Source organism: Subtercola endophyticus (assembly GCF_021044565.1).
GTDB lineage: Bacteria > Actinomycetota > Actinomycetes > Actinomycetales > Microbacteriaceae > Subtercola > Subtercola endophyticus.
In genome coordinates this window covers 4,254,585-4,277,072 of record NZ_CP087997.1, presented here as the reverse complement: position 1 = coordinate 4,277,072, position 22,488 = coordinate 4,254,585, and the positions used below count along the sequence as shown (strand labels likewise).

At 66.9% G+C, this 22,488-nt stretch carries 25 protein-coding genes; 13 read left to right on the top strand and 12 right to left on the bottom strand.

Annotated elements, in window-relative coordinates:
- Positions 1–143 precede the first annotated feature (143 nt).
- Positions 144–1,346, top strand: a complete 1,203-nt coding sequence (locus tag LQ955_RS19840) for a low temperature requirement protein A (protein WP_231026186.1) — start codon at positions 144–146, stop codon at positions 1,344–1,346.
- Here LQ955_RS19840 and LQ955_RS19835 read toward each other — a convergent pair.
- Entirely contained in the window at positions 1,279–1,884 is a 606-nt protein-coding gene (locus tag LQ955_RS19835; protein WP_231026185.1) for a CGNR zinc finger domain-containing protein, read from the bottom strand. The genes LQ955_RS19840 and LQ955_RS19835 overlap by 68 nt on opposite strands.
- A gap of 78 nt (positions 1,885–1,962) precedes the next feature.
- On the opposite strand from LQ955_RS19835, the gene LQ955_RS19830 reads away from it, so the two are divergent.
- Entirely contained in the window at positions 1,963–2,859 is an 897-nt protein-coding gene (locus LQ955_RS19830) for an alpha/beta fold hydrolase (protein ID WP_231026184.1), read from the top strand.
- Between the two features lie 21 nt (positions 2,860–2,880).
- Here LQ955_RS19830 and LQ955_RS19825 read toward each other — a convergent pair whose 3' ends face one another.
- Both LQ955_RS19825 and LQ955_RS19820 read right to left on the bottom strand, forming a co-directional pair.
- A complete protein-coding gene (locus tag LQ955_RS19825) occupies positions 2,881–4,578 on the bottom strand; it encodes a dolichyl-phosphate-mannose--protein mannosyltransferase (protein ID WP_231026183.1) in 1,698 nt (565 codons plus the stop codon).
- Between the two features lie 29 nt (positions 4,579–4,607).
- Positions 4,608–5,273: a hypothetical protein gene (locus LQ955_RS19820; RefSeq protein ID WP_231026182.1), complete on the bottom strand. Its 666-nt coding sequence runs from the start codon at positions 5,271–5,273 to the stop codon at positions 4,608–4,610.
- A 10-nt stretch (positions 5,274–5,283) separates the two neighbouring features.
- Here LQ955_RS19820 and LQ955_RS19815 point away from each other — a divergent pair, with 10 nt between their 5' ends.
- The gene (locus LQ955_RS19815) at positions 5,284–5,622 is read left to right on the top strand and encodes a hypothetical protein (protein ID WP_231026181.1); all 339 of its coding nucleotides are present in this window, start codon (positions 5,284–5,286) and stop codon (positions 5,620–5,622) included.
- 98 nt (positions 5,623–5,720) lie between these two features.
- Positions 5,721–6,665: a 2-deoxy-5-keto-D-gluconate 6-phosphate aldolase domain-containing protein gene (locus LQ955_RS19810; protein ID WP_231026180.1), complete on the top strand. Its 945-nt coding sequence runs from the start codon at positions 5,721–5,723 to the stop codon at positions 6,663–6,665.
- 874 nt (positions 6,666–7,539) lie between these two features.
- On the opposite strand, the gene LQ955_RS19805 is transcribed toward LQ955_RS19810, so the two are convergent.
- Entirely contained in the window at positions 7,540–7,953 is a 414-nt protein-coding gene (locus LQ955_RS19805; protein WP_231026179.1) for a MarR family winged helix-turn-helix transcriptional regulator, read from the bottom strand.
- A 104-nt stretch (positions 7,954–8,057) separates the two neighbouring features.
- On the opposite strand from LQ955_RS19805, the gene LQ955_RS19800 reads away from it, so the two are divergent.
- The gene (locus LQ955_RS19800; RefSeq protein WP_231026178.1) at positions 8,058–8,780 is read left to right on the top strand and encodes an alpha/beta fold hydrolase; all 723 of its coding nucleotides are present in this window, start codon (positions 8,058–8,060) and stop codon (positions 8,778–8,780) included.
- 9 nt (positions 8,781–8,789) lie between these two features.
- On the opposite strand, the gene LQ955_RS19795 is transcribed toward LQ955_RS19800, so the two are convergent.
- The 3 genes from LQ955_RS19795 to LQ955_RS19785 all read right to left on the bottom strand — a co-directional run bounded on the left by LQ955_RS19795 (position 8,790) and on the right by LQ955_RS19785 (position 10,537).
- Entirely contained in the window at positions 8,790–9,227 is a 438-nt protein-coding gene (locus LQ955_RS19795; protein ID WP_231026177.1) for a type II toxin-antitoxin system VapC family toxin, read from the bottom strand.
- Complete coding sequence (locus tag LQ955_RS19790) at positions 9,224–9,481, bottom strand: type II toxin-antitoxin system VapB family antitoxin (protein ID WP_231026176.1); 258 nt, start codon at positions 9,479–9,481, stop codon at positions 9,224–9,226. The genes LQ955_RS19795 and LQ955_RS19790 overlap by 4 nt, the downstream gene beginning before the upstream one ends.
- 126 nt (positions 9,482–9,607) lie before the next feature.
- On the bottom strand, positions 9,608–10,537 hold the full coding sequence (locus LQ955_RS19785; RefSeq protein WP_231026175.1) for an alpha/beta fold hydrolase: 930 nt from the start codon (positions 10,535–10,537) through the stop codon (positions 9,608–9,610).
- A 78-nt stretch (positions 10,538–10,615) separates the two neighbouring features.
- Between LQ955_RS19785 and LQ955_RS19780 the strand changes: the two genes are divergently transcribed.
- Both LQ955_RS19780 and LQ955_RS19775 read left to right on the top strand, forming a co-directional pair.
- Entirely contained in the window at positions 10,616–10,996 is a 381-nt protein-coding gene (locus LQ955_RS19780) for a hypothetical protein (RefSeq protein ID WP_231026174.1), read from the top strand.
- Between the two features lie 23 nt (positions 10,997–11,019).
- Positions 11,020–12,006: a Gfo/Idh/MocA family protein gene (locus LQ955_RS19775; protein ID WP_231026173.1), complete on the top strand. Its 987-nt coding sequence runs from the start codon at positions 11,020–11,022 to the stop codon at positions 12,004–12,006.
- 375 nt (positions 12,007–12,381) lie between these two features.
- Here the strand turns inward: LQ955_RS19775 and LQ955_RS19770 are convergent, their stop codons facing one another.
- From LQ955_RS19770 to LQ955_RS19760, 3 genes are all read right to left on the bottom strand, one after another.
- A complete protein-coding gene (locus LQ955_RS19770; protein ID WP_231026172.1) occupies positions 12,382–13,623 on the bottom strand; it encodes a beta-ketoacyl-[acyl-carrier-protein] synthase family protein in 1,242 nt (413 codons plus the stop codon).
- A 239-nt stretch (positions 13,624–13,862) separates the two neighbouring features.
- Positions 13,863–14,528 carry a hypothetical protein gene (locus LQ955_RS19765; protein ID WP_231026171.1) on the bottom strand — a complete coding sequence of 222 codons (666 nt, stop codon included), beginning with the start codon at positions 14,526–14,528 and terminating at the stop codon, positions 13,863–13,865.
- 81 nt (positions 14,529–14,609) lie between these two features.
- Positions 14,610–14,771: a hypothetical protein gene (locus LQ955_RS19760; protein WP_231026170.1), complete on the bottom strand. Its 162-nt coding sequence runs from the start codon at positions 14,769–14,771 to the stop codon at positions 14,610–14,612.
- A gap of 129 nt (positions 14,772–14,900) precedes the next feature.
- Between LQ955_RS19760 and LQ955_RS19755 the strand changes: the two genes are divergently transcribed.
- The 5 genes from LQ955_RS19755 to LQ955_RS19735 all read left to right on the top strand — a co-directional run bounded on the left by LQ955_RS19755 (position 14,901) and on the right by LQ955_RS19735 (position 20,108).
- Positions 14,901–15,884: an alpha/beta hydrolase family protein gene (locus tag LQ955_RS19755; protein ID WP_231026169.1), complete on the top strand. Its 984-nt coding sequence runs from the start codon at positions 14,901–14,903 to the stop codon at positions 15,882–15,884.
- Positions 15,885–16,000: 116 nt separating this feature from the next.
- A complete protein-coding gene (locus tag LQ955_RS19750) occupies positions 16,001–16,534 on the top strand; it encodes a YbhB/YbcL family Raf kinase inhibitor-like protein (RefSeq protein ID WP_231026168.1) in 534 nt (177 codons plus the stop codon).
- Positions 16,535–16,746: 212 nt separating this feature from the next.
- Positions 16,747–17,757 carry a phosphotransferase family protein gene (locus LQ955_RS19745; RefSeq protein WP_231026167.1) on the top strand — a complete coding sequence of 337 codons (1,011 nt, stop codon included), beginning with the start codon at positions 16,747–16,749 and terminating at the stop codon, positions 17,755–17,757.
- Between the two features lie 56 nt (positions 17,758–17,813).
- Positions 17,814–18,545: an HAD family hydrolase gene (locus tag LQ955_RS19740; RefSeq protein WP_231026166.1), complete on the top strand. Its 732-nt coding sequence runs from the start codon at positions 17,814–17,816 to the stop codon at positions 18,543–18,545.
- A gap of 129 nt (positions 18,546–18,674) precedes the next feature.
- Positions 18,675–20,108: a sugar porter family MFS transporter gene (locus tag LQ955_RS19735; RefSeq protein ID WP_231026165.1), complete on the top strand. Its 1,434-nt coding sequence runs from the start codon at positions 18,675–18,677 to the stop codon at positions 20,106–20,108.
- Positions 20,109–20,164: 56 nt separating this feature from the next.
- Here LQ955_RS19735 and LQ955_RS19730 read toward each other — a convergent pair whose 3' ends face one another.
- Positions 20,165–20,572, bottom strand: coding sequence for a tautomerase family protein (locus LQ955_RS19730; RefSeq protein ID WP_231026164.1), 408 nt, complete (start codon positions 20,570–20,572; stop codon positions 20,165–20,167).
- Between the two features lie 92 nt (positions 20,573–20,664).
- Here LQ955_RS19730 and LQ955_RS19725 point away from each other — a divergent pair, with 92 nt between their 5' ends.
- Complete coding sequence (locus tag LQ955_RS19725; protein ID WP_231026163.1) at positions 20,665–21,690, top strand: sugar phosphate isomerase/epimerase family protein; 1,026 nt, start codon at positions 20,665–20,667, stop codon at positions 21,688–21,690.
- Positions 21,691–21,694: 4 nt separating this feature from the next.
- Here LQ955_RS19725 and LQ955_RS19720 read toward each other — a convergent pair whose 3' ends face one another.
- Positions 21,695–22,480, bottom strand: coding sequence for an SDR family NAD(P)-dependent oxidoreductase (locus LQ955_RS19720; RefSeq protein ID WP_231026162.1), 786 nt, complete (start codon positions 22,478–22,480; stop codon positions 21,695–21,697).
- Between the last annotated feature and the right edge of the window lie 8 nt (positions 22,481–22,488).

Sequence of the window (22,488 nt, the reverse complement as noted above, 5' to 3'; positions counted from 1 at the left end):
TCGTCGCTCTGGCGAGTACACGGTGATTTTCGGCGTCGACCGTCAGGCACCAGGCGCCCACAGCAGCGGCAGCGGCAGCGAGCGGCCCGACGCTGCGCGACGGGGGACAAACGGGCGAGGGCTGATTCGTACGAGAATGGAGCATGCCGAGCATCCTGAACCGCCTCGACCTGCTGCCGATACGACCCCGCGATAAGGGCGAGAGACACCGCGTCGCCTCGAGCCTCGAGCTCTTCTTCGACCTGGTGTTCGTGATCGCGGTGTCGGCCGCGGCGACGACCCTGCATCACCTCGAGGTCGAGGGCCACGTCGCGGCCGGCGTGGGGGCGTACCTCATGGTGTTCTTCGCCATCTGGTGGGCCTGGATGAACTTCACCTGGTTCGCGACCGCCTTCGACAACGACGACTGGCTCTACCGCATCACGACAATCGTTCAGATGGCCGGCGTGCTGGTTCTGGCGGCCGGCGTCGCGGGCGCCATGCAGAACGGCGACTTCGCCGCGGTCACCTTCGGCTACGTCATCATGCGGCTCGCCATGGTGAGCCAGTGGATTCGCGTGGCGGTCAATTCGCCCGAATATCGCACGACCGCCCTGCGTTACGCCGGCGGCGTCACCGTGGTGCAACTCGCCTGGGTGCTGCGCTTGCTGCTGCCGGAGTCGCTCGGCGTCGTGAGCTTCATCGTGCTCGCGGCGTGCGAGGTGCTCATACCCATCTGGGCCGAGCAGAAGAACGTGACGCCCTGGCACAACCACCACATCGCCGAACGCTACGGGCTCTTCACCCTCGTCGTGCTCGGCGAAGGGCTGCTCGGCTCTGCCAACGCCATCATCGACGGGCTGCAGGATGCCGACCACGTTCTACCGCTGGCACTTCTGGCGGCGTGCGGCCTCATCATCACGGCCGGCATGTGGTGGATCTACTTCGCCGTGCCGCAGCACGACAATTTCGCGAATCTGCGGCAGTCGCTCACCACCGGATACACGCATTACATCATCTTCGCCGCCGCCGGAGCGGTCTCCGCGGGCATCGAGGTGGCGGTTTCGCTGCATTCGGGCGAAACCGAGCTGCCGGCCATCGAGGCGGCCGCGACTCTCACCGTGCCCGTAGCGGTGTTCGTGCTGGCGGTGTGGGCGCTCGTCATCCGCCGGGGTGCGAGCACGGTCGCGAACGTAATCATTCCGATCTGCGGGGTGCTGATCGCCCTGAGCGCCGTTCTGCCCTGGCCCGAGGGAGCGACGTCGGTGCTGTTGATTGTCATCGTCGCGACGCTCGTCGTCACGACGCGGCCACGGCAGGTGCGTGCGGCGCAGCTTGCAGCCGAGCCTGGTGCCGACGCGCTTTGAGGCGATTTCCGCAGGTCGCCATCGAGCACCAGCGAGCCGTGTTCGACTTGCTGCGATCGAGCAGAAACAGGTGACACTCGTCGTTGGCGCACGCCCTCAGCCGTGACGGCCCCTTCTCGACGACCGCCAGCCAGCCCAGCAGCGCGCGGCCCACGACGCCATTGGCGGTGCCCGAAGCGTCGCCCGAAGTGTCGTCGAGCCGCCACCGAACGGCGCCCGAGGAGTCGATCGCTGGCACGAGCTTCACATCGGCCAGTCGCGTGTTGACGTGCTCGGCGCCGAGCTCTCCGCGAACCACGTGCTGCAGCTCGTCGCGTAAGTCGCGCAGGTCGCGCAGGTCGGCCGTCGCGGGCGAGATGGATGCCCGGGGCGAACCCGCACCAGCATCAGGCCGGCCGGCCCGCGCCGCGATCCACTCGGCGGCCGCGCCGGCGTCGGCCAGCACATCCGTCGGCTCGCCGTCGACGACGGGCGTCGTGTTCAGCAGCGCGAGCAGCAGGTCTTCGTCAGCGACCATCGAGTTGGTCATCCACATCATGTAACCATCTTACTTGCTTTTGCCAGTTATGTCAGCCTATATTGGACCTAACCATCAAACCGACCAAAGGAAGTTATCGTGACCCACGTGAGCTATCACACCGTTTCCATCGACGGGCATGACGTGTTCTACCGCGAGGCGGGCGACCCCGCATCGCCCACCGTTCTTCTCCTGCACGGCGCACCGGCGAGTTCGTTCATGTTCCGCGAGCTGATCCCGCTGCTCGCAGACCGTTACCACGTGATCGCGCCCGACTACCTCGGATTCGGCCATTCCGACTCCCCCACCGTCGACGAGTTCGCCTACAGCTTCGACGCACTGGCGGGCATAGTCGACCAACTGACGGAGCGGCTCGGCCTCGACCGCTACGCGGTGTACGCGCAAGACTACGGAGCACCCGTCGCGTGGCGCCTGGCCCTCGCCCACCCCGAACGCATCACCGCCATCATCAGCCAGAACGGCAACGCCTACTCCGAGGGATTCGGCCAGATCTTCTGGCCCGACGTCACGACATACACCGCCGACCCCACCTCCGAGAACGCGAAACCCCTACGTGCGGCGCTCACGCCGGAATCCCTGCGCGAGCAATACCTCGCCGGCGCCGCCGACCCGTCGACGATCAGCCCCGATACCTGGCAGAGCGACTACGCGAACCTGCAGCGCCCCGGCGACGTCGAGGTGGCCCTGACGCTCTTCGCCGACTACCACACCAACGTCGAGCTGTATCCGAGCGTGCAACAGTACTTTCGCGACAGCCAGGTTGCGGCGCTCATCGTGTGGGGAAAAAACGACGAGGTCTTCGTGCCGGCCGGAGCGGAGGCGTTTCGGCGTGATCTGCCGAATGCCGAGATTCACCTGCTCAACGGCGGACACTTCTTGCTCGAGTCTCAGCTCGAAGCCGAGTCGGCTCTGATTCTCGATTTTCTCGCTCGAGTACTGCTGAGCGAGCCGCGAGAGCTCGTGCCTCACCAGTAAGGCCGCGCCCGACCGCGCCGCTCACTCCCAGCGCCACGACGTCAGCCACAGGTGCAGGTCGATGAATCCGTCGGTCACCGCCGGCGCCGCCACCCAGAGCGGATAGAAGAACGCACTGACGGCGAGACAGAGCAGCAGAAACACCCCCACGGCCCCCACCCCGAACATCCGCACTCTCGGCGGATCGGTGCGCCGACCCAGAATCATGCCCAGCACGAGCGCCAGCCCGAGCACCAGATACGGCTCGAACACGATCGAATAGAACTGAAAGACGGTGCGGTTCAAGAACAGCAGCCACGGCAGGTACCCCGCGGCGACTCCGAGCAGAATCACGCCGAGCCGCCAGTCGCGCCGCAGCACGAACCGCACCAGCACCACCACGAGAGCTGCAACCGACGCCCACCAGATGACAGGGTTCGCCATCAGCCACGCCGTCTCGTGACACACCGAAGCACCGCACGCGCCGACACCGCCGCCGCTCACCGACGTGGTGCGCGTGTACATGCTGAGCGGCTGCGTGTACAGCAGCCACGTGAGCGGGTTGGCTTGATAGCCGTGCGGAATCGACAGCCCCACGTTGAACTGGTACATCGCGATATGGTGGTGAACGAAGCTCTGGATGACCGCCGGCACCCACGCGAACGGCGCCGTCCAGGCGTTTCCGGGCTGCTGTGCCCAGCTGCGGTCACTGCCGCCGCTGGTGGCGAACCACCCCGCCCACGTGCTGAGGTACGCCACGCCCGCCACCACGAACATGAGCGCTGCCGTGAGGATGCCGCCCACCGCGACCCGCCCCACCCCGTCGGCGCGCTCGACCAGCCCCGCGCGCTCGCCCACCCCCACGGGCTCGACGACCTCTTTCGCGCGACGTCGCCGCGCGCGCACCTCGGTGAACACCACGAAGAACGTGAACCCGAGCAGAAACCACACCCCCGACCACTTGATGCCGCAGGCCAGCCCGAAGAGCACGGCCGCGGAGATCAGCCACGGGCGGGCCCACGGCCGCGGATACGGGCCCCCGGGCATCCGTTCGCCCCACCGTCGCCGCAGCCAGCGTCGGTCGAGAAGCACCGCGCCCACCCCGGCAAGGCAGAACAGCGTCAGCGGGCCGTCGAGAATCGCCGTGCGGCTGATGGTGATCGCCTGCCCGTCGACCGCCAGCAGCAGCCCCGCGATCGCGGCGAGCACCACCGAGCCGAACAGGTGCCGCGCAATGAGGTAGGTCAGCAGCACAACGAGCACCCCGCACACCGCCACCGCGAATCGCCAGCCGAACGGATCCGCGCGGCCCCACACGAGAAAGCCGAGCGAGATGATCCACTTGCCGAGCGGCGGATGCACGGCGAATTCGGGCTCAGTCAAGTACCCGCTCGTCACACCCGCATTCACCTGATCGTTGGCGCCGTCGGGCCACGTGGCTTCGTATCCGAGCCCGGACATCGCCAGGGCATCCTTCACGTAGTACGACTCGTCGAACACGAGCGAGTTCGGCCAGCCGAGGTTCACGAACCGCAGCACGGCGGCGAGCAGCACGACGGCGGCCGGGGCGCCGATCTCCCAGGCGCGCAGGCGGGCCGGCGTGCCGAGCGCTCGGCCCCAGAGGCGGTCGAGGCGCGTGGGGGCGGGGCCTGTTTGAGGCGGTTGGCTCGTCGCGGCGTGCGAGTCCGACTGCGGCGGGGCGGTCGAGCGCGGCGCGGCTCCCGCAGAATCGCTGCTCACCGCCCTCTTCACCCCCCACAAGACTTTGGCTATGATCTTGCTATGAGGCTACCTCGCCCCGTCGCGACCGCTCTTCTCGCCCTGCCGCTCGCCGTGGCGCTTCTGCTGCCCGCGCAGGCGCAGGCCGAATCCGTGTCGGCGGCGAGCTCCACCTGCCCCACCTCCGCGAGCTCGTCGAGTTCGGGTGCGATGACGACTTCGGCGGCCTCCTCGTCGACTTCGGGCGGCACCACAAGCACAACATCGACGGTGCCCACATCGACCACGTCGACGGTTCCGACCTCGACCACCTCGACGACGTCTACCACGACAACCTCCACCGTGCCGACGAGTACGACCACAACCACGACCGAGCCGACCTCGACCACGTCTACCACCTCGACCACGACCACAACAGAACCCACCACGTCGACGACGACCACGACAGAACCCACCACATCCACATCGACAACCACCACAACCACCGAACCAACGTCGACCTCGACCACCACTACAACCACCGAACCGACGTCGACCACCTCGACCACGTCGTCGACCTCGACCACCGACAGCACCACCTCGACCTCGAGCACAACAGAGAGCACCACCGACTCGACGACGACCAGCACCACTGAGTCGACCGACACCACCGACACCACCTCGAGCACCACCGAGTCGACTGGCAGCACCGACAGCACGACCTCGACCACCGACACGACGTCTCTCGTGTTCCTGCCCTCCTTCCGTGAGGCGACGCGCCTGGTACTCGTCGACGACATCGCACACGTGGCCGGTCGGGCACAGGCGACAGTCGCGCAGGCCCCGGCAGGTTCGCAAGCAGATTCGTTAGCAGCAGCCGATCTGCACCAGTCCGCCGCCCAGGCAGCCTCCACCGACCCGTGTGCCGTTGCGGCATCCGGCCCGCAGAAGGGACCGAACGGCGCGCCCAACCTCAGTTCGACGGGCCTCGCGGTCGGCGGCGCACTGATCGCGATCGCCGCCCTGCTCGCCGCGGGCGGCGCGGCACTCTTCGTTCGATACCGCGCCCTCGGCCGACGCCGCTGACGCCCGACCCCGGCTGGCGTGAATTCTCCACCGCCCAGCCCTAGGCTAAATCGCCGCGGCGTCGTACGGTCGAGGTACCCGATCACGTGGAGCGAATCATGAGCGATAGCGGCAAGCCGAGCATCCACGCCGACGGCAGGGAGCTGCTGCTGCTCGCCATGGATCACCGCGACTCGCTTGCGAAGCACGTCTACGGCATCGACGGCGAACCCTCCCCCGCCCAGATCGAGCAGATCAGTGCCGGCAAGACGCTCATCTTCGAGGGACTGCTCGAGGCGGTCGCCCGCGGCATCGACCCGGCGACCGTGGGGGTGCTCGTCGATGAACGGTACGGAACATCCGTCGCCGAGAAGGCGAAAGCCGCCGGCATCGACCTCGCCATGCCCATCGAGAAAAGCGGTCAGGACTTCTTCACCCTCGAATACGGCGACTTCACCACAACCGAGTGGCTCACGCACGTCGAGACCTTCGACCCTGAACAGGTGAAGGTTCTTGTGCGCGACAACCCCGAATTCGCCGCAAGCGATCGGGCGCTGCAGATGGCTCACCTCGCAGCCGTCGGCCAGGTCTTGCGCGAGTCCGGGCGCACTTTTCTCATCGAGCTGCTCATTCCGGCACCCCCGGCGCAGCTCGCCGCCGTCGATCAGGATGCTCTGCGCTACGATCGCGACGTACGCCCCGCTCTGACGACCCAGGTGATCACGGAGTTGCAGCACGCGGGCGTCGAACCCGACATCTGGAAGATCGAGGGGCTCGAGACCCGCGAGGCCGCCGAGCAGGTCGTGGCTACGGCCAGGCAGGATGGTCGGGCATCCGTTTCGTGCATCGTGCTCGGCCGCGATGCCCCCGCCGACCGGCTCGACCACTGGCTGAGCGTCGCCGCCGGCGTCGACGGCTTTCGCGGCTTCGCCATCGGACGCAGCATCTGGGAAGCCCCTCTGACCGCCCACCTCGCCGGCCTCATCGGCCCACACGAACTCGTCGACCGCGTCGCCACCACCTTCACCCACTTCGCCGACCTCTACGCCGCCTCCCGCCCCTGACTTTCTAGAGGATCGTGACTTCGGTGAACGATTGCATGTGTTGGAACCACGAATAGTCGCTTCGCGTCAAGACCTGGCGGTAAGACCAGGCGACAACATCAGGAAGTCCCAGCAAGATCTCCTGCGACGGGCGGCAGTGATACGCCACCGTGTCACGATGCAAGCTCCCGTGTGCCAGACGACGAAGGTCGCGAAATGTTCGCAGATCTCTCGAGTTCTCACTTGGTGTGCCTAAGGAATCGACGACGAAAAGCCGAACCCCGAAATCTCGTTGCACCTTGCATGCTGCGGCTCTGAGGCAGCGGTCTCGTGCCCCATCACGCGATTCGTCCACTCCGATGGGTGAGCAGACGATCACATCAACACCATCGTTCGACTCGGAGACCAGTTTGACTCCCTGCCGCAGACTCTCTTTCTCACCCCGCGCGAACATCGGAGCTGCGTGCAGTGCCTCGCCGTGATAGAAATCCCTCAGTGCGAGGCGCGTATCGTGCAGTCGCTGCGATTCAACCACCGCGACGGCGACCACGTAAAACGAACCGGCGCCAGTCTCATAGCTCTCGTCAACAAACCCGACGGGTTGCGAGTTGGCTTCGTAGAGCCGACAAAGGGCTGTGTCGATAGGGCTCCCCCGGTGTGTGCAGCCCCCTGCCGATTAACGAAAGCAGCCCCAGGCAGTCCATAGACATCTGGGGCATAACGCCTCACCAGTGTGAAAGAGATTCTCCTTCAGACGAGCTACCCGCGCCGCTTATTGACACTCTATCATATTATCCGTCGGATCCGCGGGCGGCGTCAGCCTGGGCATACCGGAGCGAGAATCCCGATAATAGTAGGGATGTCCCGACAATAGTAGGGCACGGCGAGATCCCACTCAGGCGTCGGGCGAGAGGCGGCCCAGCAGGTCGAGCAGGGTCGCGCGCTCGGGCTCGGTGAGGGGCGCGAACGACTGGGCGAGCATGCCGTCGGCGACGGTCGCGCCGGCGGCGAGCATGGCGCGCCCTGCGTCGGTCAGGTGGTGCTCGATGCGCCGCCCGCGACCGGGCACACGATCGATGAGACCCTGCGCGACGAGCCGCGTGGCGAGGGTGCCGAACGACTGGTCACTCTGAAACGTGGTGAGGGCCAGATCGTGCGCCGAGGCGCCGGGCGCACGACCGATGGCGCGCAGGGCGTCCCACTGAACAAGGGTCGTTCCGACGGTGGAGAGCCGAGCATCCATCGCCCGGTGGTGCCGATACTGGGCGACCTTCACGGCGCGCCCGAGGGCTTCAAGATCAGTGGCCATAAAGCGACGCTAACACAACATATAAGGTTGCGTATATAAGCATATTGATTTACGGTAGATCACAGCGGGGCCAACGCCCGCTGATATCGACGAAAGGCAGCATCATGACCTCCACCACTCCTCGCCCCGCCCTGGTTCTGCACGGTGGTGGCGGCCCGTTCACCGTCGCGTCGCTCGCCGAGCATCTGACGGGCATGAACTTCGACGTCACCGCGCCGACGCACCCTGGATGGAACGGCACCCCGCGTGCTGAATCCATTTCGACCGTCGCCGACCTCACCACCTTGTACCTCGACTACCTCGCCGAGCACGATCTGCACGACGTTCTCGTCGTCGGATCATCGCTCGGCGGCTGGATCGGCGCCGACATGGCAACCCGCGACACCGACCACCGCATCAGCGCACTAGTGCTCATCGACGCGGTCGGCATCGAGGCACCCGAGGCGCCGATCCGCGACTTCTTCGGCCTCGACGCGCGCGGGGTCGCCGAATACGCCTGGCACGACTCCGAGCGGTATTACGTCGACCCGGCCACAATGCCCGCCGCCCAGCAGGCTGCGCAGCGCGGCAACATGGCGACGATGGCCTCTTTGACGGCGAACGGCATGATCGACCCGACGCTGCTGGGCAGGCTTGCACAGATCACCGTTCCCACGCTCGTCATCTGGGGCGAGAGCGATCGCATCGTGACTCCGGCCTATGGCGCGGCCTTCGCCGGCGCGATACCGGATGCCCGGCTCACCATCATCGACGAAGCAGGTCACCTGCCCCACCTCGAGCAGCCCGACCCGACCTTCGCCGCCCTCGACGCGTTTCTCGCCGAATAGCTCGGCGCCTTACTCGCCGAGCGCCGAGCGCACGTCGGTCTGGACGAAATCCTCGCCGACGAACAGCAGACTGCCGCCGTCGAGCACGGCCGTCGCATACGCCGCACAATCGCCGAAGTCCAGCCGGGCCGGATGGTTGCCCTTGCCGTAGCGGGCGTAGGCCTCGGCAGCCAGCACGGCGTGGTCTGGGGTGAACGCAACGGTCGCCACGCCCATCGATTCAAGAAGGGCCGCGACCTCGCTTCGGCTCATGCCGAATCGCGGAGAACCGAGCACGATAGACAACTCCAAGAGACTCACGGAGCTCATCCGTACCTCGCCTGCACCATCGATGCGATCGAACACCGCGCGCCACTCGGGCTCTCGGTTGACCAGCGCGATCACAGCCGACGTGTCGAGGACCACAGCCGACGTGTCGAGGATCACAGCCGACGTGTCGAGAATCACACCGAGAGCATTTCGTCATAACCGACAATGCTCTCGCGCTCGGTCTTCGACACAGGTGCGCCGACGGTGTGCGGCCACACCTCTGACTCGAGATATCGAAGCAGAGTGGAGCTCTTGAGGGCGCTCTGCGCGTCGAGATCGGCCAGCTTGGCTCGCGCCAACTCGCGCACGGCGCCGGTCTTCGTCAGACCGAGACGCCTGGCGACCTCTGAAACGAGTGCAACGGTTTCGTCGTCTTTCAGGTTGAGACCCATGAGCATAATTCTACCTCCGATTGGTTTGGAGGTAGAAAAATATCATTCGGCCACCAGCCAGAAGGGCGCACTGAAAGGTTCTGTGCATAACTCCGCGGATTGGCCGCGGGGGGCAACCGAGTACGGTCAACCACCGAGCGCCAGCAGCCAGTCCATCACCACGGGGCACGCTTCAAGCACCGAGATGTGGCCGTCGAGCGGCCTCAACCAGAGTTCGGCGTGCGGCAGGTGTGCGAGCATCCACTCGGCGTGCGTCGGCGGAACAACCCGGTCGAGACCACCCTGAACGAGCAGAACGGGCGCGATTACCTGAGAGAGGTCGAAACCCCACGCGTGCGCGAACGCGACGTCATCGTCGACGAGTCCCCCGAGCCCGGCCGGCCCGTCTGCCGTCGCGCGCCCGACATCGGCGCCGAGACTGGCCCACGAACCGTTCAGTGCTGCGTAGTCGCGGTCGACGAACGACGAGGGGTCGAACTCGGCAGTGAGCTCGTACTGCTGCCGGGCATCCCGTCCGCGCTGGGCGGCGCGCAGGCCGGAGGAATCTGCCATGCCCTCGAAGAAGTCGAGCCCGCCGGCGTCGCTGGGGGCGATACCGGCGAGAGTCGCCACACCGACGATACGCTCGGGCATCCCGGCGGCACACGCGAGAGCGTGCGGGCCGCCGCCCGACGCACCCATCACGGCAAACCTCTCGAGCGCGAGGGCGTCGGCCAGCTGCTCCACATCGGCGGCAGCCGAGAACACGGTGCGACCCGGGTTCGGCGTCGAGCCCCCGTACGACGGTCGACCGTACGACACCAAACGGATGCCCCGCAGCGCCGCCGCCGCTACAAGTGGTTCGAGCAGCGCACCTGTTTGCGGCGATCCGTGCTGCCACAGCACAGTGAGGCGAAATCGACGAGACCCATCACCGGCATCCGTCTCGTACACGCGCAACGCTCGGCCGTCGGCAAGCACCACATCGCGCTGCACCGCTTCGTCGGAGGCCGCGGCACCGGCTACGGCTTCGGCTGCGGCCCCGGCTTCGGCTGCGGCCCCGGTTTCGGCTTCCATGCGCACATCGTAGACGACCGCGCCCTCGATTGCTGCACCCCCCGATCGAGTCACACGGTGCACGTAAGCTTGGCGCCTATGACTGAAATCACCCGCCGCACCGCCCTGAAAGCCGCCGCCTGGTCGACCCCCGTCGTCGCCCTCGCGGTTTCCGCTCCAGCCGCGGCCGCCGCCTCAGCGACTCCCGTCTACTCGATCTATCAACCGCACGCCGGCTGGGGCACCGACGGCGTCTTCACCCTCGAGGCGTACGTTCGCCAGGGCATCACTCCGGTCGACGATGTCGTCGTCACCTGGACCCTGAACCCCGGCAGCCTCATCTACACGGCAACCACCTATGGCGACGAAGGCTTCGCGAACAAGAACCCCACAGACGTTCCCGACTCCGTGACGACCGCGACCATCTCTGCAGAAGACGCCACCGTCACCATCCCGGTCACCGACGGGCGACCGGTCTGACCCGCATCTGACACGATTGACCCATGGCCGAATCCACCCCGCTCCGCATCGGAATCCTCGGCGCCGCCGGTATCGCTCCGTCTGCGATCATCCGCCCCGCCCGGCGCCGGCCCGACACGGTGATTCTGGCCGTGGCGTCACGCCGGGCATCCGCTGCCGCCGAGTACGCCGAGACGCACGGCATCGCCCGCTCGTATGGCGGGTACGCCGAGCTGCTCGCCGACCCCGACATCGACCTCGTGTACAACGCGCTGCCGCCATCGGAGCACATGCCGTGGTCGATCGCCGCGCTCGAGGCCGGCAAACACGTGCTGTGCGAGAAGCCGTTCGCCATGAGCGAGGCCGAGGCCGAACGGATGACCGGGGTCGCCGCCGCGACCGGGCTGCGCCTCATCGAGGCCTTTCACGACCGGTACCACCCGCTGAGCGCGGAGATCGGGCGCATCCGGGCATCCGGTGCCCTCGGCGACATCGTCTCGGTGCGGGCCGATTTCTCGGGTTCGAACCCATACGACCCGCGCTCGATTCGGCACGACCCCGCCGTCGGCGGCGGATCGCTGATGGATCTCGGCTGCTACCCCGTGCACTGGGTGCGCACCCTGCTCGGCGAAGAGCCGACGGTAACCTCGGCCGAAGCCACCCTGAATCCGCTCGGCGCCGATCTGACGATGGATGCCCGGCTGCTCTTCCCGTCGGGCGTCGTTGCCCAGGTCACCTCGAGCATGGCCGAGGGCGTCGGACTCAATTCATCCCTCGACGTCGAGGGCACCCTGGGCCGCCTGCACGTGGACAACGTCGTGTTTCCCTCGGCCGGACACAGCATCACGCTCACCCTCGACGGCCTGGACTATGTCTCGACCATCGCGGGCCTCACCACCTACGACCACCAGCTCGCCGCCGTCGTCGACGCGCTCGCCTCTGGCGCCCCGCTGCCCACGGAGGGCGCCGACCCCATCGCGAACATGCGCCTCATCGACGCCATCTACGCCGCGGCCGGCGTCGCCCGCTGACGCACGACAACTGCCGGCACTGCGCCGGGCCTGGACCTGGACCTGGGTCTGGACCGCTCAGCGGTCGCCCCACTTCTAGCGTTGGTAGCGGCCAAGACCTCGGCGCGAACTTCCCGTCGCACCGTGCGCCGCAGAGGCGGCGGCGCACCAAACGAGGTCGGCTGAAAGCGGCGACCGCGCTCGTCGCTTCCAGCGTCGGGAGCGGCCAATACGGAGCCCCGAACGACCACCCGCACCGTGCGCCGCAGAGGCGGCGGCGCACCAAACGAGGTCGGCTGGAAGCGGCGACCGCGCTCGTCGCTTTCAGCGTTGGTAGCGGCCAATACGGAGCCCCGAACGACCACCCGCACCGTGCGCCGCAGAGGCGGCGGCGCACTAGACAAGCACAGGCACGAACACCAGGCTGCCGTTGTGACCACCGAAACCGAAGCTGTTCGAGAGCACCGGGCCGGGCTGCCAGGGGCGCGCCTCGGTCGGAATGTCGAGGTCGATCGCCTCGTCTTGGTTCACCAGCCCCGCCGTCGGCGGAACCGTCGAGTTCGCGATCGTCAGCGCAACAGCCACGGCCTCGATGGCGCCGGCCGCACCGAACGAGTGCCCGGTCACGCCCTTGATGCTCGTGAGCACCGGCCGCGATGCCCCGAAGAGGCGCGAAACGGCCTGGCTCTCGGCGGCGTCGTTCAGACCGGTCGAGGTTCCGTGCGCGTTGATATGCGTGATGTCTTCGGGCTTCAGCCCCGCGTCGTCGAGCGCGAGCCGCATGGTGCGCTCGGCCCCACGGCCCTCGGGCGCCGGCGCGGTGACGTGGTAGGCGTCGGCGGTAGACGCCGCACCCTCGATCGTCATGTACACGTGCGCACCCCGGGCCAGAGCCTGGTCGAGCGGCTCGAGCACGAGCATCCCGCAGCCTTCTGACGCGGCGAGGCCGTCGCGGTCACGATCGAATGGGCGGGAGATGCCCGACTTCGACAGCGCCCTCATGTTGCCGAACCCCGCGATGCACACGGGCGTCAGGCTCGAGTCGGTTCCTCCGGCGAGCACCACGTCGGCTACGCCTTGCGCAATGAGGCGAGCGCCGTTCGCGATGGCGTCGGTGCCGGCAGCGCAGGCGGTCGTGACCGTGGTTGCGGTGCCCCGCATACCGAAGCGGATGCTCAATGCCCCCGCCGCAGCGTTCGGCATCACCATCGGCACAGTGTGCGGCGACACGAGCCGCTCCCCGCGGTCGCGCAGAACGTCGGCCTGCGCGGCGAAGGTCTGGATACCGCCGATGCCCGTTCCCATCGACACGGCCGCACGGTCGAGGTCGACGGTGTCGACGAGCGCCTGCTCGTCGGATTCGGCCGGACCCTCACCACGGGCATCCGCCAGCAGCCCCGCATCGCGCAGGGCCTCGTCGGCCGCGACCACCGCGAAGTGCACGTTGACGTCGGAGTTCTTGGCTGCCTTGTGCGTCATCACGCGGCGCACGTTCAGGGACCCCTCGTCGACGCGGCGCACGGCCTCGTCGCTGCCCGGCTCGAACAAGCTCTGCCAGAACGCGTCGACGCCGACGCCGGCAGGTGTGACGACGCCGATTCCGGTCACGGCGACGGTTCGGTTCAGTAGAGGCTTCACGGTTCTCCTTTGTGTACTCCCTCAACTGAAACATTCGGCATCGAGCAGCGAGCCCCGTCGACCGGCCAAATATCGACCTGAGCATTTGTAGCAATCCCACCACGGTCGGGCGGCGAGCGGATGCCCGCCCTCACGCTCTCGCGACGATCTGCGGTGCTTCGGCGCTCGCGCGGTGGTTCGAACTACCGCCCAAGCGCCGAACGACCGCGCCTGCGCCGAACTACCGCGCGCCCACCGCTTCAGCCCCAGGTACCGGCCGGCGAGGCGTAGACGGGGACGGGCGCGTACGACCAGTGCGATCCGTTGGCGTAATGGCTGGCCGCCCAGGGCGAGGCCCAGATGGCCGACTCGATCTGCGCCGTGGGAGCACTGGCCTGAAAGCCCGCCACGATGCCCGAGTAGCCGCCCACGCTGTGCAGAGCTTCGGCGCAGTTCACGGCCGCGGTGACGAGGTTGTCGTAGCTGCCGAATCCGCTGCCGCCGCCGGATCCCCAGCCGTTGTTGAGCGGATTATTACGGTTCCACCAGTCGTTGGGCCCGTTCTCCTGCCGCATCCAGCGCATCATGACGGTGACGTTCGAGTCGGTCGTCGGAAAACCCGCCAGAAACATCACCAGGGTCGCCCAATCGCGGTTCGTCGAACCGGATTCGTAGGTCTGCAGCCCCGGCGTCGACGCATAGTCGTCGCGCGTGACGATCACCCCGGAAGCCGAGCCCGGCACAGCGATGACCTGCACCGTGCCCTGACTGCTGGCGAAGGCGTACGTCTGACTGACGGGCAGCGGCGGCGGCGCGAGCGAGGTGACGGCGAGCAGCGCGAATGCGGCAGCGGCCGCAGCGATCGCAACGACACGACCGACTCGTCGGCGGTTCGGGTCGAAGCGCCAGGGTGCAACTTTCGCCATAGACCCCCAAGTTACCAGCCGCGCGTCAGGAACCTAGGGCTTGCGCCCGGGCATCCAGGCTCGCGGCCTAGGCCCGCGGGGTCAGTTCGACGCCATGGCGAGCGCCGCCACGGGTGCCGCCCACGCCGAGGCCGTCATCACTTCGCGGCGCGTGATGCCGCGCTTCGTCTTGGCCGTGCCATCGGTGGCGTCGCTGTGGGCGCCTGCACTGCCGGATTCGGGTTCGGAGTTGTCTGAGCTCATGGCAGCGAATACCTTCGTCGGGGTGAGGTGGTCGAGGCATACATCTCGAGTCGCGTCCAGGCTATTGGCTGCACCCGCCCGACGGCTTGTCCCAGTGCGAGGGCCCCCTGCGCGGGTGCCCCTCCCCGAGTGCCCCCCGCGCACGGGGCGCGCACCGCATCACCCTCGGTAGCATCGATCGAACACGGCATCACTCACCGAGAACTCACCGAGAACCCACCGAGCACCAACCCAGAACCGACCGAGAGGCCCCGCACCGTGCAGACCGAGCAGCTGACCATCAGCGGAGCCCGCCCGATTCCGGCCACTCTCAGCATCGCGAGCCCCGGAGCCCCGGCCGTGCTCCTGCTGCACGGAACAGCGAGCTCCCGCGACGAAGTCGCCGGCCTCTTCGTGCAGCTGGCAGACGCGTTAGCCTCACGCGGAGTCTCCTCGCTGCGCATCGACTTCGCCGGCTGCGGCGCGAGCACTCGGCCGCAGACCGAGTTCACCGTCACCAGCCAGCTCGACGACGCGCGCGCCGCACTCGCCTGGCTGACTCAGGATGCCCGGGTCGATGCCGCCCGCATCGCCGTGCTCGGGTTCTCTCAAGGTGGCATGATCGCGACTCTGCTGGCCGGCAGGGCCCCCGAGGAGGTCGCGGCGCTCACCCTCTGGTCGTCGGGAATCGTACCCGGCGGCGCCTTCACCTCGTTCGCGCCGTATTTCGAGAACAACAGCGGCGAGGCCGTCACGATCGACCTCGGCTACACGACTTTCACGTTCTCACGCGAGTGGTGGCGCGAGGCGAGCGCGTTGAACGAGCCGAGCGAGCTGGGCGACCCGGGCGAGGTTGGCGGGCCGGGCGACCCGGGCGGGGCGAGCAGCCTGAACCTCGGCGACGCGATCGGCAGGTACGGGCATCCGCTTCTCGCCGTGGTCGGCTCAGACGACGACGTCGTACCCCCGCAGGCCTCGCTCGATCTCATCGCCCGCGCAGGCTCGCGCGACATCGAACTGCGGATGCTCGCGGGCGGCGATCACATCTTCCGGGCTCTCGAGACCGACCCCGCGCCGGCCCGCGCGGCAGTGCGGCTGACGGCCGAGTGGTTCGCCGACCGGCTCACGCAGTAACGCGCGCACGAGGCACCGCGCCCACGGGGCACCGGCTCACCGGGTACCGGGCTCACACGATACGGCCCGCGCCGCAAGAGGTCTCACCGAAGCGGCCCGCAGACGATACTGGAGTCATGACTAACGATCCCTTTGCGCGACTGCCCGAGGTCGCCGCGTTCACCGTCACCAGTTCTTCGATCAGCGACGGCGAGCCTCTTCCGTCGGCCCAGATGTCGGGCATCTTCGGCGTTCCCGGTGGCCACGACGCCTCTCCCCAGCTGAGCTGGTCGGGCGCCCCCGAGGGCACCCTCAGCTATGCCGTCACGATGTACGACCCCGATGCTCCGACCGGGTCGGGGTTCTGGCACTGGGCTGTCACCGGCCTCCCCGCCGACGTCACCGAGCTGCCCGAGGGCGCCGGCGACGACACGGGTTCTGCGCTGCCGGCGTCGGCCGTGCAGCTGCGCAACGACGGCGGTGCGGCCCGGTACATCGGTGGCGCTCCGCCGGCCGGCCACGGTGCGCACCGGTATTTCGTGGTGGTGCACGCCCTCGACGTGGCCGACCTCGGTGTGGGCGCCGACGCCAGCCCCGCCTTCTTGGGCTTCTCGATGTTCGGTCACGAACTCGGCCGCGCAGTCATCGTCGCTACGGCGCAGATCGACTGATGCCCGCGAATTCCGTGAATTCTTGCTATTTCATAGAGCAATATGACATAAACCCAGGTGCGCTCGGCGGCGAATGCCAGCCCGGGCATCCGCTACCCGGCGCACAGCTGTGACCTCTCAGAAACGCCGCGGAAACCCTTGGCGTCTACCCTATGAATACTGAGTGAACATTCTGCTGACGCACCGGCCGAGCCGGGCCGTGGGAGTAGCACATGATCGGCACGTATGTGGGGTTCGTGAGCGGCGACGACCGCCTGCACGGCTTTCTCGACGCCATCATGCACGACCAGCTGGGCGTTCGGGTCGACCAGCCCGCCTTTCGCGCGTTCCGCCTCACCGGCAGCAACGAGGTCTACGGCTACGAGGAGAAATTCACCGGAACTCGCGTCATCTGCAAGTTCTACGGCACGAAGTACGGCTGGGATCGTGACAAGGCCGCTCGCACCGCGTCACGCGAGTTCGACAGCCTGCACCGGCTGCGCGAATACAACCTCGTGGGGTCACCCCACCACGTGATCCGGCCGCTCGCGGTCGATCGTGACACGAACGGCGTGCTCGCCGTGGAGTATTACGACGGCGAACAGTTCAGCCAGGCCATCCGGCGCTGCACGCAGAACGGCGACGACGCGCATCTGTACTGGCGGCTGAAGGCGCTCGCCTACTTTCTCGCCACTCTGCACAACCGCACGGCCAACGGAAGCACCGTCGACTTCAGCATCGACAGCCGCTATTTCGAGAGCCTCATCGAGCGAATGCGCCGGCAGAACCGTATCGGAAATTGGGATGCAGACGAGCTGCTCTGGCTGCGCGACCTGTGGCTCGAACGCCCGCGCATGTGGTGCGATCGCCAGGTCTGGCTGCACGGCGATGCTACGCCCGCCAACTTCTTGTTCGGCAACGGTCTCGACGTCGCAGCGATCGACCTCGAGCGTATGACACGGGGCGACCGCATGTTCGACGTCGGCCGCGTGGCAGGCGAACTGCAGCACGCCTTCATGTCGGCTACCGGAGACCAACGCCGGGCCGAACCCTTCATCGGCCACTTTCTCTGGGAGTACGCCCGCCACTTCCCCGATCAGTGCGCGACATTCGAATCCCTCACGTCTCGGCTGCCCTTCTACATGGGTCTCAACCTGCTGCGCATCGCGCGCAACGACTACATCGCCGATGGCTACCGTGGCAGGCTGTTCGCGCAGGCCAAACGCCTGTTGCACGCGCGTTAGATTGCACGCGCGTTAGATTGATGGTGCTCTCGAGCCGCTCGAGAAAGGGGTGAGCAGTGGATGTTCGTGCGATCGCCTTCGACGTCAACGGCACCCTCGTGCGCATTCACACTGACGACCACTCCGACGACGCCTTTCGTGCCGTCGGGCATCTGCTGACGTACCAGGGCATCGACCTGCGGCGGCATGAAGTACGCGAACTCTACTTCCGCATTCTCAAGGCGCAGCAGCGCAGCAGTGCAGAGACCTACCCCGAATTCGACGCCGCTCAGGTCTGGCGAACGCTCATCGAAATGACCGCGACCGATTTCACCCGCGGTCTGCCGCCCGAGAAGCTGGCACAGCTGCCGCTGCTGCTGGCGGAATGCTACCGCGGGGTGAGCCGCCGTCGGCTGAAGCTCTACCCGCACGTGCGAAAGGTGCTGCAGCAGCTCGCGGGGCGGTACGAGCTGGTGATCGTCACCGACGGCCAATCGAGCTACGCCCGCGGCGAGCTGCACAAGGTCGGCATCGCGCAGTACTTTCGTTCCATTGTGATCTCGGGCGACCACGGATACCGCAAGCCAGACGCCCGGCTCTTTCACGCGGCGCTCGACGCCGTCGGCGTGGCGCCCGAACACGCTCTCTACGTGGGCAACGACATGCACCGCGACATCTTCGGTGCCCGTGAAGCGGGCATGAGAACGGTCTTATTCGAATCCGATCAGGGCACCAAACACTACCGCGACTGCGTTCCCGATCACACGATCTCCGACCACCGCCAGCTGCTGCGCATCCTCGGCAGCTGAGCGTCCGACCCCGTCGCGCCCGCCCCGGCGCCACAGCCCGCCCGAAAAAGAGTACTATGTCAATACATTAGGACTTATGAGAATGGGCTCTGCGGCGCCCGATTCATCTCAACGGAGAGGTTCATCGACATGTCAGCATCACCACTCGCTTCAGTCGGAGTCGGCGGGGCCCACCGGGGCTATCTCGTCAAACTGACCATCATCTCGACCCTGGGCGGCCTGCTTTTCGGCTACGACACCGGCGTCATCTCGGGCGCCCTGCTCTACATGAAAGACGCCCTGCAGATGGATGCCCTGCAGGAGGCACTCGTCGTCTCTGCCCTGCTCTTTCCGGGAGCCGCGGGCGGCGCGCTCATCGGCGGACGCCTCGCCGACAAGATCGGCCGGCGCGGCACACTGATCGCCTGCGCCATCACCTTTCTCGTCGGCGCCCTCGGCTGCGCGCTCGCCCCGACCGTCACCATCATGATCATCGCGCGCATCGTGCTCGGCCTGGGCGTCGGCGCCGCCGCGGTGACCTGCCCGCTCTATCTCGCCGAGATGGCCCCCACCCACCTGCGCGGGCGTATGGTCACGATCAACGAGCTGATGATCGTCACCGGCCAGCTGCTCGCCTTCGCGATCAACGCCGCGCTCGACGCGCTCATCCACGACCCCTCGGTCTGGCGCGTCATGCTCGGTGTCGCAACCATTCCCGCGATCGCGCTGCTGATCGGAATGCTCGTTCTGCCGGAATCCCCGCGCTTTCTGGCCATCAAAGAGCGCTGGGCGCAGTCGCGCAAGATTCTCGAGCTGAGCCGCAGCGCCGACGAGGCCGAGCGCGAGTTCAACGAGATCGTGCGCAGCAGCAAAGAGGCCGAACGCGAAAAAGGCCAGGCCTGGCGCGACCTCAAGAACAACCGCTGGATGCGCCGTCTGCTCTACGTGGGCTGCGGGCTGGCCATCGTGCAGCAGGCGACCGGCATCAACACCGTGAACTACTATGCCCCGACCATCCTGGAGTCCAGCGGATTGGGCGTGAGTGCGGCCCTCGTCGCGACGATCGGCGTCGGTGCGACCAGCGTTGTGACGACCATCCTGGGTATCTGGCTGCTCGGCTTCGTCGGGCGCAAGAAGATGCTCATCATCGGATTCTCGGGAGTCGTCGGTGCGCAGGCGCTGCTCGCGCTCGCCTTCACCCTGCCGCAATCCGATGCCGTCAGCTATCTGATTCTGGCCTGCATGATGCTGTTCGTCGCGTTCGTGCAGTGCTTCATCGGCACGTGTGTCTGGCTTCTGCTCAGCGAGATCTTTCCGCTGGCCATTCGCGGCTTCGCCATGGGCATCGCGGTCTTCGTGCTCTGGACCGTCAACGCCGCGATCTCCTTCGCGTTCCCGATTGTGAACGCGGCCCTCGGCTCGACCGGCACGTTCGCTCTCTTTGTGCTGATCAACATCATCTCGCTGATCTTCGTGACACGGGCCGTGCCCGAAACGAAGGGGCGCTCACTCGAAGAGATCGAGAACGACTTTCGCACCCAGGCGATCAGTACCATCGACGTGCAGCCGGCACGGCGTCGGTGACGATGTCGGTGACCTCGTTGATCGCGTCGTTCACGGCGCCAGTGGCCGCGCAGACGCTAGACCGAGACCGGCGCCGCGGGAACGGCCAGCTCGCCGGTCAGATACTGCGCGCGGCCGAATCCGAACGACCAGTCCTGCGGCCCGTTCTCGACGTAGCCGATGAACACGTCTTCGGGCGCGACGCCGACAGCACCCAGTCGCGTGGCGATCTCGGCGTAGAGGGCCTGCTTCGCTTCATCGGTACGGCCACGCTGAGTGAAGATCTGGATGATCACCGGGTCTGTGCGGTCGAATCCGAGCCCGGCGTCTTCGGCGACGATCGTCGCCGCCCCGCGCGACGTGATCACCTGAAAGCGGTCGCGAACGGGAATGCCGTAGACAGCGACGATCGCCTCGTGGATCGCGCCGGCGATCTCGGCGGAGTTGGTGCGGGCGTCGCTGTGGTCGATGCGAACGAGTGGCATGGGGTTGACCTCCGGGTCGGACAGTTTGTCTTTACATTCTTACATAGTAATTCTTACATAGTCTCACCCTTCAATGACGAGGAGAAATCACGATGAAGCTCGGTGTCTACAACGCGATCTTGCACGACCGGAGCCTGCCCGAAGCCCTGACGGTCATCTCGGACCTCGGCCTCACCGGTATCGAACTGAACTCAGGCGGGTTTCTCCCTGCGACGCACATTCCGACCTTCGACGACATTCTGGTCTCCGACGCAGCGCGCGACGACTTTCTCGGCCTGTTCGAGGCAACTGGCGTGAGCATCGCCGGGCTGAACTGCAACGGCAACCCCCTGCACCCGACCCGCGCGATCGGCGAGAAGCACGCCGAAGACATTCGCCGTAGCATCCGTCTCGCCCACCGTCTCGGCCAACACCGCGTCATCACTATGTCGGGTCTGCCGGGCGGTGAGCCGGGCGCGGCCCAACCCACCTGGATCGTCAACGCCTGGAACTCCGCGGCCCTCGACGTGCTCGACTACCAATGGGGCGTCGCGGCCGAGTTCTGGCGCGAAACAGACCGGCTCGCCGCCGACCACGACGTCAAAGTCGCGCTCGAGTTGCACCCGCAGAACATCGTGTTCAACTCAGCCGACATCGTGAAGCTCGTCGAACTCACCGGCGCCACCAACGTCGGCGTCGAGCTCGACGCCTCGCACCTGTTCTGGCAGCAGATGGATCCGGTCGCGGTCATCCGTCATCTCGGCCCGCTGATCTTTCACGCCGCGGCGAAGGATGTTCGCATGAACCCCGAGACGGCGGCCCTGTACGGCGTGCTCGACAACCGCTTTCGCCGCCTCTCCCCCGACGAACCGCGCACCAACCTCGGCGGTGACGAGTGGGCGAACGAGTGGCCGAAGCCGGCCGCCTGGGACTTCGTCGCTCTCGGCAAGGGCCACGACGTGGCCTACTGGACCGAGTTCTTGCGCGCCCTGCACGAGGTCGACCCCGACATGCTCGTCAACATCGAACACGAAGACGTCGAACTCGGCCGCATCGAGGGCCTCGAGGTCGCCGCCGCGGTTCTGCTCGAGGCCGACGCCGCTCTCACCGCCTCCCTCACTCCGGTGACGGCTCCCTGACCCATCAGTAGCCGAGGGGGCGCGGGGTTCCCGACGAGGCGGTGGTGCCGCCGTCGACGGGGAGGATGACTCCGGTGATGTAGGCGGCATCGGGGCTCGCCAAGAAGAGGGCGGCGCGGGCCACGTCGTCGGGGGTCGCGGGGCGGTCGAGCGCTAGGCGATCGCGCAACGCCGACCAGAAGACCGGGTCATCCAGCCGTTCTTGGGTCTGGCGCGTTGCGGTGAACGCCGGCGCGATCGCGTTGACTCGCACCCCGTCACGACCGAGGTCGAGCGCCAGACTCTGCACGAGCGTATTCACGGCACCCTTGGTGGCGTTGTAGCCCACCTGACGCCAGTCTCCGCCGAGTCCGCCGATCGACGAGATCGCGGTGAACGAGCCGCGCGATTCACGAAGCCAGCGAACGGATGCCCGGGCCAGGTAGATCATGCCGTCGACGTTGAGCGAGCGCATGCGCTGCCACGACTCGTCCGTGAGTTCGTCGATCGTGCCGGCTTCGGAGAGCCCCGCGTTGGCGACGACGATGTCGATGCCACCCCAGACCGCGGCGGCGGCCGCAACGCACTCCTCGACGTCGGAGCGTACCGCCATGTCGCCCTCGAGCACGAGTGTCGAGTCGACCGGAAACTCCGCCACGGTCTCGCGCAGGGCATCGGCGTGACGGCCCGAGATGGCCACCCGCGCTCCCTGCTCGAGAAAGGCTCGCGCGATGGCCCGGCCGATGCCCGACCCGCCTCCCGTGACGAGCACCCGAGAGCCGTTGTAGGGGTACCGCGCCCAGGCGATCACGCTGCGGC

Bases quoted from the DNA above. Each gene is read 5' to 3' on its own strand.
- LQ955_RS19840 (WP_231026186.1), top strand. From the start codon at position 144: ATGCCGAGCATCCTGAACCGCCTCGACCTGCTGCCGATACGACCCCGC.
- LQ955_RS19835 (WP_231026185.1), bottom strand. From the start codon at position 1,884: ATGATGTGGATGACCAACTCGATGGTCGCTGACGAAGACCTGCTGCTC.
- LQ955_RS19810 (WP_231026180.1), top strand. From the start codon at position 5,721: ATGAGCGATAGCGGCAAGCCGAGCATCCACGCCGACGGCAGGGAGCTG.
- LQ955_RS19805 (WP_231026179.1), bottom strand. From the start codon at position 7,953: ATGGCCACTGATCTTGAAGCCCTCGGGCGCGCCGTGAAGGTCGCCCAG.
- LQ955_RS19800 (WP_231026178.1), top strand. From the start codon at position 8,058: ATGACCTCCACCACTCCTCGCCCCGCCCTGGTTCTGCACGGTGGTGGC.
- LQ955_RS19790 (WP_231026176.1), bottom strand. From the start codon at position 9,481: ATGGGTCTCAACCTGAAAGACGACGAAACCGTTGCACTCGTTTCAGAG.
- LQ955_RS19785 (WP_231026175.1), bottom strand. From the start codon at position 10,537: ATGGAAGCCGAAACCGGGGCCGCAGCCGAAGCCGGGGCCGCAGCCGAA.
- LQ955_RS19780 (WP_231026174.1), top strand. From the start codon at position 10,616: ATGACTGAAATCACCCGCCGCACCGCCCTGAAAGCCGCCGCCTGGTCG.
- LQ955_RS19775 (WP_231026173.1), top strand. From the start codon at position 11,020: ATGGCCGAATCCACCCCGCTCCGCATCGGAATCCTCGGCGCCGCCGGT.
- LQ955_RS19765 (WP_231026171.1), bottom strand. From the start codon at position 14,528: ATGGCGAAAGTTGCACCCTGGCGCTTCGACCCGAACCGCCGACGAGTC.
- LQ955_RS19760 (WP_231026170.1), bottom strand. From the start codon at position 14,771: ATGAGCTCAGACAACTCCGAACCCGAATCCGGCAGTGCAGGCGCCCAC.
- LQ955_RS19750 (WP_231026168.1), top strand. From the start codon at position 16,001: ATGACTAACGATCCCTTTGCGCGACTGCCCGAGGTCGCCGCGTTCACC.
- LQ955_RS19745 (WP_231026167.1), top strand. From the start codon at position 16,747: ATGATCGGCACGTATGTGGGGTTCGTGAGCGGCGACGACCGCCTGCAC.
- LQ955_RS19735 (WP_231026165.1), top strand. From the start codon at position 18,675: ATGTCAGCATCACCACTCGCTTCAGTCGGAGTCGGCGGGGCCCACCGG.
- LQ955_RS19730 (WP_231026164.1), bottom strand. From the start codon at position 20,572: ATGCCACTCGTTCGCATCGACCACAGCGACGCCCGCACCAACTCCGCC.
- LQ955_RS19725 (WP_231026163.1), top strand. From the start codon at position 20,665: ATGAAGCTCGGTGTCTACAACGCGATCTTGCACGACCGGAGCCTGCCC.